This is a genomic window from Aphanizomenon sp. CS-733/32 (assembly GCF_028330045.1).
Lineage (GTDB): Bacteria > Cyanobacteriota > Cyanobacteriia > Cyanobacteriales > Nostocaceae > Dolichospermum > Dolichospermum gracile.
Genome location: NZ_JAQMSE010000070.1, coordinates 1 through 8366 on the forward strand (window position 1 = coordinate 1; position 8366 = coordinate 8366).

An 8366-nucleotide genomic window follows, 5' to 3' on the forward strand; every position below is an offset into this window, starting at 1 on the left:
CACTTTATCACACCATTTCGCTTTTAATGCTATTTATTCTCATTAAGCATCTTAATTTTTGAATTGACTTTAGTTATTATGTACTACTTTAAGGGCTTTTTTGATCTGTGACAGTTTGGGGTGCGGAATGTGGGATGAAAAACTTCTTATTCCCCTCCTCGCCTGCGGGGAGGGGTTAGGGGTGGGGTCTTATTTTCAAGTCAGGTGAACACAATAAAACCAAACTGTGTAAAGAAATGTAAAATCTCCTAAACCCTCTTCACTCTTGCCTCTTGCCTCTTGCCTTTTGCCTTGCCATAACGACAATTTTTTTCAACGCCAACCTACTTAAACAGGTTTGATGACAACGACACCATAAGCATCTGGGGATAGATAATCTTTGGCTGTTTGGATTAAATCAGTGGCTGCTTGTGCTTGAATATATTGGGGATAATTAAAGGCTGGTTCTAAGTCACCAATCAATGACTGATAATAACCATACAACCCAGCGCGATCGCTTGGTGTTTCATTCCCAAATATAAACCGATTGGCTACCCTTTGTTGAACACGGGCAATTTCTGATTCTTTGACAAATTCTGTTTGTAATCTGCGAAGATGTTGAATAATTCCTGCTTCCACAGCCGCTAAATTTTCTACATCACATTTAGCAGAAATCGAAAACACACCTTGCAATAAATTATTCATATTACTCACAGAAATTGAAGATACCAGTCCCCGTTCTTCCCGTAAATCTTGCACTAATCTAGATGTTCTCCCATGTCCTAAAATACCCGCTACCACATCAAGTCCATAAGTTTCATCTAATTCCATCAATCCGGGAACTCGCCACATCATCACTAATCTGGCTTGTTGGAGAGTTTCATCAACAACTTCCCGACGGACTATTTCTGTAAATGCAGGTTCAGGAATGGCTGCTATTTGTGTTAGTTTATTAGTTGTTTGTTGATAATTTTTATTAAATTCTGCCGCAATAATTTCTACTAATTCTTCTACTGGTAAATTACCCACAGCCACTGCTGTAATTGACTGAGGTTGATACCAATGACCATGAAAATCTCGCATTTGTTGCGGTTTAACTTCAGAAATCACAGATTCGGGACCAAGTACGGGACGACGATAGGGTAAGGAATCAAAAGCAGTTTCCATCACATGACGATAAATCCGTCGTCTAGGATTATCTTCGGAACGTCTAATTTCTTCTAAAACCACTAATCTTTCCCGTTCAAAAGCATCATTAGGAATACTCGGATTACAAACAACATCTATTTGCAAAGGTGCTAATTCAGCAAAATCTTTAGGCGCAGTTGTGGTATAATAGTGGGTATAATCTTGGCTAGTAGCAGCATTAGTTACCGCACCACGTTCTTCAATCCGACGTTCAAATTCACCACTAATGAGTTTTTGTGTACCCTTAAAAATCATGTGTTCTAAAAAGTGAGCCATACCATTAATAGCATCAGATTCCATTGCAGAACCAGTTTTTACCCAGAGGTTGAGATTAACTGCGTCTATTGGCATTTGTTCGGCGATAATAGTCAAACCGTTGGGTAGATGGTGCAGCTTAGGTGCATTAAGGCGTGGAAGTTTCAGCAGAGTTGATGTCATTGGTTGTGGTGAGTGAAGAGCTATGTTACTTTTTCTATATTACAACTTTCTTGATGGTGTAACCCTTTCGTCCGTTGGTGAATTGGGGTATGAAAGTCGAAAATTCCATCTCTCAAACTCTTACTCTCTGCGCCTCTGCGTCTCTGCGTGAAATAAAATCATACTTTTACTCAGCAACGCCACCTTTCGCGGACAAGAAGTCAGAATTAAACGCAGATAACCGCAGATAATTTTTTTAGTCCTTTATATCTCTAATTTTCCAGTTTTGTTGTATTTTTGTAAAATTCCTATGACAACTGCTGGTATTTCTAAATGGGGCAAAATTCCTGTATCGGGTATTTCATGAAAACCCTGAATTGCCTCAGTATTTAAATTTGCTAACCGTCGTCCCAATTGCATATTTGTAAATTGGGCATTTTCACCCCACAACATCACAGTGGGAACTTGAAGTTGTTGAATATATAAACTTAAATCAAAATACAAGTTTCCCCGTAAAAAAGACAAGGCTGCAAATTTTGCTTGATATTTTTGTGCAGAACTTAAATAAGCTAACACCATTTCCTGTGTCACTCTTTCAGGGTTAGAAAATAGAAAACTCTGCAAAAAGTTTCTCACTGCAATTTCATTTTCTGCACCTAAAGCATAAATTAAATTGTCTACTAATGGTGTATTAATTAAAGAAAGTGGTAATCTTCTGCCTGCACCTTCGCCAAAATCATTAAAACCCGCAGGACAAACTAAAAATAAAGCATTGAATAAATCGGGATAAGTCACAGCCAGACGAATAGTCAAAGCCGCCGTTAAAGAAGATGCGATGACGGTTACAGGTTGATTACAGGTTTGCGAAATAAACTCCAGAATCGTCGTTAAATAATCTTCAATTTGATAATCTCTCTCAGGGTGAGCAGATTTTCCCCAACCAATTAAATCCGGGGCTAAAATTCGATATGTTGACGCATAAGCTGGATAAATTTTTGACCATTCATAAGCAGACGCACCACCACCAAAGTTATGTAGAAATAATAATGGTGGTAAATCTTGATTTTTGGTATTTTCCCAAGGACTGCTAATTTGGGTATAATAAACCATTGTCCCCAAAGATGTATGAATGAATTTGCTCCCAAAACCCGGAGGTTGAAATTTCAGCATAATTATGAAAGTGAATCCTTGGTAATTTGTACAAGTTGATTTATATTGTCATTACTAATATTATACGCAGCCCCAAACCCAATTACAAAACGTCCGCTATTCGGTGTCAGTTGCAAAATCCGAAAATCTGGTAAACTGCGTAATGTAGAAATCAATTCTCCAAACCGAACCTGAAATTTATCAACAATTTCCCGCCATTGTTCAGTTTCCCTTTCTAGCAAATTTGCGGTACAATCAAAGTTTAACCGCCGCCGAGCAAAAATCTGTTTAGTTTTAATTTCGTCATCAATAAATAAAACACTCACAAAAGGATGATTTTGAATATTTTGGGTATGAGTAGCTAGTCCACTTACATAAATATAGATGTTTTTATCATCGTCCATGACAAAGGGAGCATAACTAGCATTAGGGATGCCTTGTTTATTTACCGTACTAATAATAATGCTGGTAAATTCTTCAGGAAATTTCTCATATTCCGCTTGGGCGTTAGCAAGTTGACTCATTATGGCAATTATCGTATTGTATGAATATTATAATCCAGATCCATCCAGATCCCCGACTTCTTTAAGAAGTCGGGGATCTAAATCTGATATAATAAGACTAAGATAACATGATTAAATCGTAACTATGAATAATAACAACCGCTCTCGATGGGATTTATGCAGGTTTATTAAAACCCTAACTTACTTTGAAGTATTTCCGATTCTGAATTGGATACAAAAATTATTTTCAGGTAGTCCAACGGATAATAAAGATATATCAAAAGCAGGAGAAAATATGGCTGTAGTTCTGGTAGCTGGTGCAACCGGTGGTGTGGGTAAACGAGTTGTTAAGAAATTAATAACACAGGGTTATAATGTCCGCTGTCTAGTTCGAGATATTGACAAAGCACGGCAAGTTTTGGGTAATGATATTAATTTGGTAGTTGGAGATATTACCAAACCAGAGACTTTAACAAATTTAGTTATGGCTAATATTCAAGCTGTAATTTGTTGTACGTCAGTGCGTGTTCAACCTGTGGAGGGAGATACACCCGATAGAGCCAAATATAATCAAGGTGTAAAATTTTATCTGCCGGAAATTGTTGGAGATACACCAGAAAATGTTGAATATCAAGGTGTGAAAAATTTAGTAACAGCAGCCGCAAAATATCTGGTTGCTGCGGGTGAAAAACCGATATTTGATTTCACGAAACCATCAGATGAAATCAAAGATATCTGGGGTGCTTTAGATGATGTGGTTATGGGGGGTGTTAGTGCTAGTAGTTTGCAAATTAGGGAAAATACAGCAGTATTTACAGGTAATGTTTCTACTGCTAATTCTGGGGGGTTTGCTTCGGTGAGAACTAAGAATTTTTCACCTTTGCTGGATTTATCTGGCTATCAAGGTGTGAAATTGCGGGTTAAGGGTGATGGACAACGTTATAAAATATTTATCCGCACAGAGTCAACTTGGGATGGTGTTGGTTATAGCTATTCTTTTGATACTGTTGCTAATAATTGGCTAGATATTCAGATTCCTTTTACAGATTTAGTTCCCGTGTTTCGTGCCAAAATTGTTAAGGACTGTCCACCGATGGATATTAGCAAAGTTTGTTCTGTGCAATTAATGTTGAGTAAGTTTGAATATGATGGTGCTTTAAATCCTGCTTTTAATCCGGGGGGGTTCGCGCTGGAAATTGCTTCCATTCAAGCTTATGGGGGAGAAACTTTACCTCAATTCGTATTAATCAGTTCCGCTGGGGTCACTCGTCCCGGAAGACCAGGAATTAATTTAGATGAAGAACCACCAGCAGTGAGATTAAATGACCAATTGGGAGGGATTTTAACTTGGAAATTGCGAGGAGAAGAAAGTCTGAAAGCTAGTGGTATTCCCTATACAATTATTAGACCTTGTGCTTTGACGGAAGCACTAGGAGGAAAGGAGTTAATTTTTGAGCAAGATGATAATATTAAAGGAAAAGTTAGCCGTGATGATGTGGCGGAAATTTGTGTTCAAGCAATTAAAGAACCACAAGCTATTAATCGCACTTTTGAGGTGAAAGAAGGTGAACTAATTGCTGATAGTTTAAATTGGACAAGGCTATTTTCTGGTTTACAGGCTGATAAATAAAACTCTGAATAATTGATGGGTGACTCCAGCAAGATAATAACAGCATAAAAGCGATCGCTCAAATAATATATCACAGCCAGAATACCGAGATAGACTGTACTATAAATATAGTCTGTAAGGAAATGTAAATATGATGATGCTACAAGATAAAGTTATTGTCATTGTCGGTGCTACTGGTGGTATTGGTGCTACCTTAACTCGTCAATTATCCTCCACTGGTGCGCGTTTGGTGCTTGCAGCTAGAGACGGGGAAAACTTAGCTGCATTAGCAAATGGACTATCAGCCGATGTGCTGACAGTTCCCACCGATATTACTCAACCTCAACAGGTGGAAGCATTAATCCAAGCCACAATAGCCCAATTTGGACAAATTGATGTTTTGGTAAATGCAGCCGGAGCGGGCATTCTCAAAGCCTACAATAACATTGAATCGGCAGATTTAGAGGCAATGCTGGATCTCAATTTAAAAGGCTGTTTTTACACGACTCAAGCAGCAGCGAAGGAGATGCAAAAACGCAAATCTGGTCATATTTGTAATGTTGTCGGTATTCTTGGTAAACATTCAATGCCTATGGCTGCGGCTTATTCTGCGTCTAAATTCGGTGTGGTGGGTTTTAGTAAATGTATAGCGGAAGAACTGAAACGTTTTGGGGTGAAAATGACACTTTTTTACTTTGGAGGCATAGATTCTCCTTTTTGGGATAAGGTAAATTTAAAAGTAGATCGGAGTAAAATGCTGAGTTGTGAGACTGCGGCAAATGCTATTTTTTATGCTTTGTCGGCTGAACCACAGGCTATTCCTATGGAAATTAATATTCAACCTGAGAGTCATTTGTTTTTCTAGTGTGTGACAGATGTAATACCAAATTAAGATGAGGCTGGATAAAATAATATTTCCAGAATAATTGAACGCAGATAGACGCAGATAAACACGGATAAATTAATGGATTTCAGGATTCTGTGCAGCCTTACATAAAATTGGTAAAAAGATGATAGTAAATACTGGATTTAAAAGAAATTATGCTGCAAATTGATCACGTTCACTTTTATGTCGAAGATGCCCAAAGGTGGCGAGATTGGTTTGTATATTGTCTTGGTTTTCAAGCAGTGAATGATGGTATTTTTTCCAGGTTTTTTCATCATCCCAAATCGTTGCATACTTGTACAGAAGTGGTGAAAAGTGGATCTGTCTACTTTTTACTTTCTTCTGCGATTTTAGCGACTAGTCCGGTGGCTGAGTTTCTGCGTAAACATCCTCCTGGTGTGGCTGATATAGCTTTTGTAGTTGATGATGTGGAAGCTGTGATAGTAAAGGCTATAAACAATGGGGCAAGGATTCTCCAACCTGTTCAAGATGCTGGATTTTGTCAGTATGCTAAAATTGCTGCTTGGGGTAGTTTAAATCATACGTTAATTACTAAAAATAAACCAAAAATAGAAGATAACGAAAATATTTTACATAATTCTATTACGGCGATTGATCATCTAGTTTTAAATGTGGGTGTGGGTGAGTTGGTAACTGCTGTTAATTGGTATGAAAAAATATTTGATTTTCAACCTCAACAGACTTTTAATATTAAAACTGATCGTTCTGGTTTGCATAGTCAGGTAATGATTTCACCTCATGGTAATATTCAATTACCAATTAATGAACCAGCTTCGCCGAGGTCACAAATTCAAGAATTTATAGACGTGAATCGAGGTGCAGGTATTCAACATATTGCTTTATTAATACCTGATCTTGTTGATGCAATTTCTCAATTTCGGACTGCTGGTTTATCTTTTCTTTCTGTTCCCCAAAGTTACTATTCCCAACTCCAACAACGATATAAATTTTCTCTGTCAACTGAAGAGTTGCAAGCCATATCTGACCAAGAAATTCTGGTAGACTGGCATGAAGATGCTCACCCAGGACAGTTATTATTACAAATTTTTAGTCAACCAATTTTTTCTAAACCAACTTTTTTCTTTGAGTTTATTGAACGTCGTTCTCTTGCCCAAGGTTTTGGGGAAGGTAATTTTTTGGCTTTGTTTCAAGCGATTGAACGCGAGCAAATTAAACGCGGTTTTGTCAGCGGTTAATAGACTGGTAATTGGGGAATGTGCAGACAAATTTTCCAAATTTCAAACAATTTTGCTTTACTGAACCAGAATAGATATTATCTGGTTGGGGCGGCAATCTTTGTCGCCCCAACCCACCCTAGTATTTTTGGGTAATTTGTTTTTTTGTGTTCCCTAAGAACCCTACCTAGAAGATATTGTTGTTGTAATTATCCAGGTGTGTGTGAATAGTGATGCCAGCGTCTATAGGATAGAGAACGTCGGTGTTCGATTTATAGAGGTTCGGTAAATTCGATGCACTGGAAATACCAGATTTCCAGTAGGAAGATCTAGCTAGAATCCTTGGAGTCCGTGAATTGGAGGTTTCGTTACCTGTTAATCCTTGCAGATAGCCATCACCTTTGCCATCCCTATTTTGATCTGGCGTTAAGGCTTGCAGCCAGTGAATTCCCTCGTTGATATAGTCACGAGCATCTTGATCGTTAGAATTAGGGGTATCAATCGAATTACCAGCGAGGTAATTCAGCCAGCTAGTCACTAAATCCCGTCCGAGTATGTAACGCGCATCTCGGTTGTTGGGGTGCATTGAGGAATCAACAATCTGAAGTGCCTGTGCGCGGGTGTAGAAGAGGGTATCTTCTCCTCGGTCAGTTTTGCCATTGCGATTGTAGTCTCCTATGAGCAGTCCCACTCCGTATCTACGGGTAACCGGATCTAAGGCTTTTCCGGGACGGGCAGAGTTGGTATAGGGTGAGAGTAAGAGGTCGCTATCTGGGAAATTCGGCCTTGTTTTTTGGGAGGGTTCGTTACCTTGGATGCCGTCCCAGAATTTCTGCCATTTGGTGTTTTGCCAAAAATAAGCATTGCGGACACCGGGTGCGGACATGATTGTGTCAATATCGGTGGCAGTGTTGTTTTCGAGGTTGGTGTCGGTGAAGTCAGAAGGGGCGGTAACCGTCGCGGTATTGGTTAAGGTTCTATGATAGTCGGAAACTTTGTGGCTGGCAGGTCCACCAACTACTGTTCCCGTCACTTTGTAGGTGATGCTACTACCCGCTGGCAGGGTTACGTAATCCTCGATATTGTCAGTTCCTCTGGCTTCATTGTCTGTGGCTCCCTTAGCTGCCTTGCTTGTCCACTTCACGTCTGTCAGGTTGCTGGGGAATAAATCCTCTACCAGCGCGTGAGTAGCGGTATCAGGACCATAATTGCTAACTACAATGGTATAAGTTACCAATTGTCCGGGTACTACTTTGGTCAGGTAATCGGTCTTGGTGATTTTTAGGTCGCCAGTACGTGCAATGACATCTACTACTGCATTGTCGGTATCACTAACAGTGCCATTAATGGGAGTAGTTCCCGTAGCGGTCGCAATATTAGTGGTATCTGTTGTAATGCTGCGGGTTGATGTCAGGGTTTGGCTTGTCCCTACTGCCAAA

Annotated in this window: 7 protein-coding genes; 3 read left to right on the forward strand and 4 right to left on the reverse strand. The window is 39.3% G+C overall.

Annotation, left to right across the window (positions count from 1 at the left end):
- Positions 1–327: 327 nt before the first annotated feature.
- The 3 genes from PN471_RS05695 to PN471_RS05705 form a co-directional block, all read right to left on the reverse strand.
- Entirely contained in the window at positions 328–1605 is a 1278-nt protein-coding gene (locus tag PN471_RS05695; protein WP_271776015.1) for a M16 family metallopeptidase, read from the reverse strand.
- A gap of 243 nt (positions 1606–1848) precedes the next feature.
- Complete coding sequence (locus tag PN471_RS05700) at positions 1849–2754, reverse strand: alpha/beta fold hydrolase (protein ID WP_271776016.1); 906 nt, start codon at positions 2752–2754, stop codon at positions 1849–1851.
- 2 nt (positions 2755–2756) lie between these two features.
- Positions 2757–3257: a HugZ family pyridoxamine 5'-phosphate oxidase gene (locus tag PN471_RS05705; protein ID WP_271776017.1), complete on the reverse strand. Its 501-nt coding sequence runs from the start codon at positions 3255–3257 to the stop codon at positions 2757–2759.
- A 124-nt stretch (positions 3258–3381) separates the two neighbouring features.
- Here PN471_RS05705 and PN471_RS05710 point away from each other — a divergent pair, with 124 nt between their 5' ends.
- The 3 genes from PN471_RS05710 (at position 3382) to hppD (ending at position 6948) form a co-directional block, all read left to right on the forward strand.
- The gene (locus PN471_RS05710) at positions 3382–4866 is read left to right on the forward strand and encodes a CIA30 family protein (protein WP_271776018.1); all 1485 of its coding nucleotides are present in this window, start codon (positions 3382–3384) and stop codon (positions 4864–4866) included.
- A gap of 133 nt (positions 4867–4999) precedes the next feature.
- On the forward strand, positions 5000–5710 hold the full coding sequence (locus tag PN471_RS05715) for an SDR family oxidoreductase (RefSeq protein WP_193891330.1): 711 nt from the start codon (positions 5000–5002) through the stop codon (positions 5708–5710).
- A gap of 176 nt (positions 5711–5886) precedes the next feature.
- Positions 5887–6948 carry a 4-hydroxyphenylpyruvate dioxygenase gene (gene hppD, locus PN471_RS05720; protein ID WP_271776019.1) on the forward strand — a complete coding sequence of 354 codons (1062 nt, stop codon included), beginning with the start codon at positions 5887–5889 and terminating at the stop codon, positions 6946–6948.
- Positions 6949–7114: 166 nt separating this feature from the next.
- Here the strand turns inward: hppD and PN471_RS05725 are convergent.
- Positions 7115–8366: DUF11 domain-containing protein (locus PN471_RS05725; protein ID WP_271776020.1), on the reverse strand; the 1252-nt coding region annotated here is incomplete at its 5' end.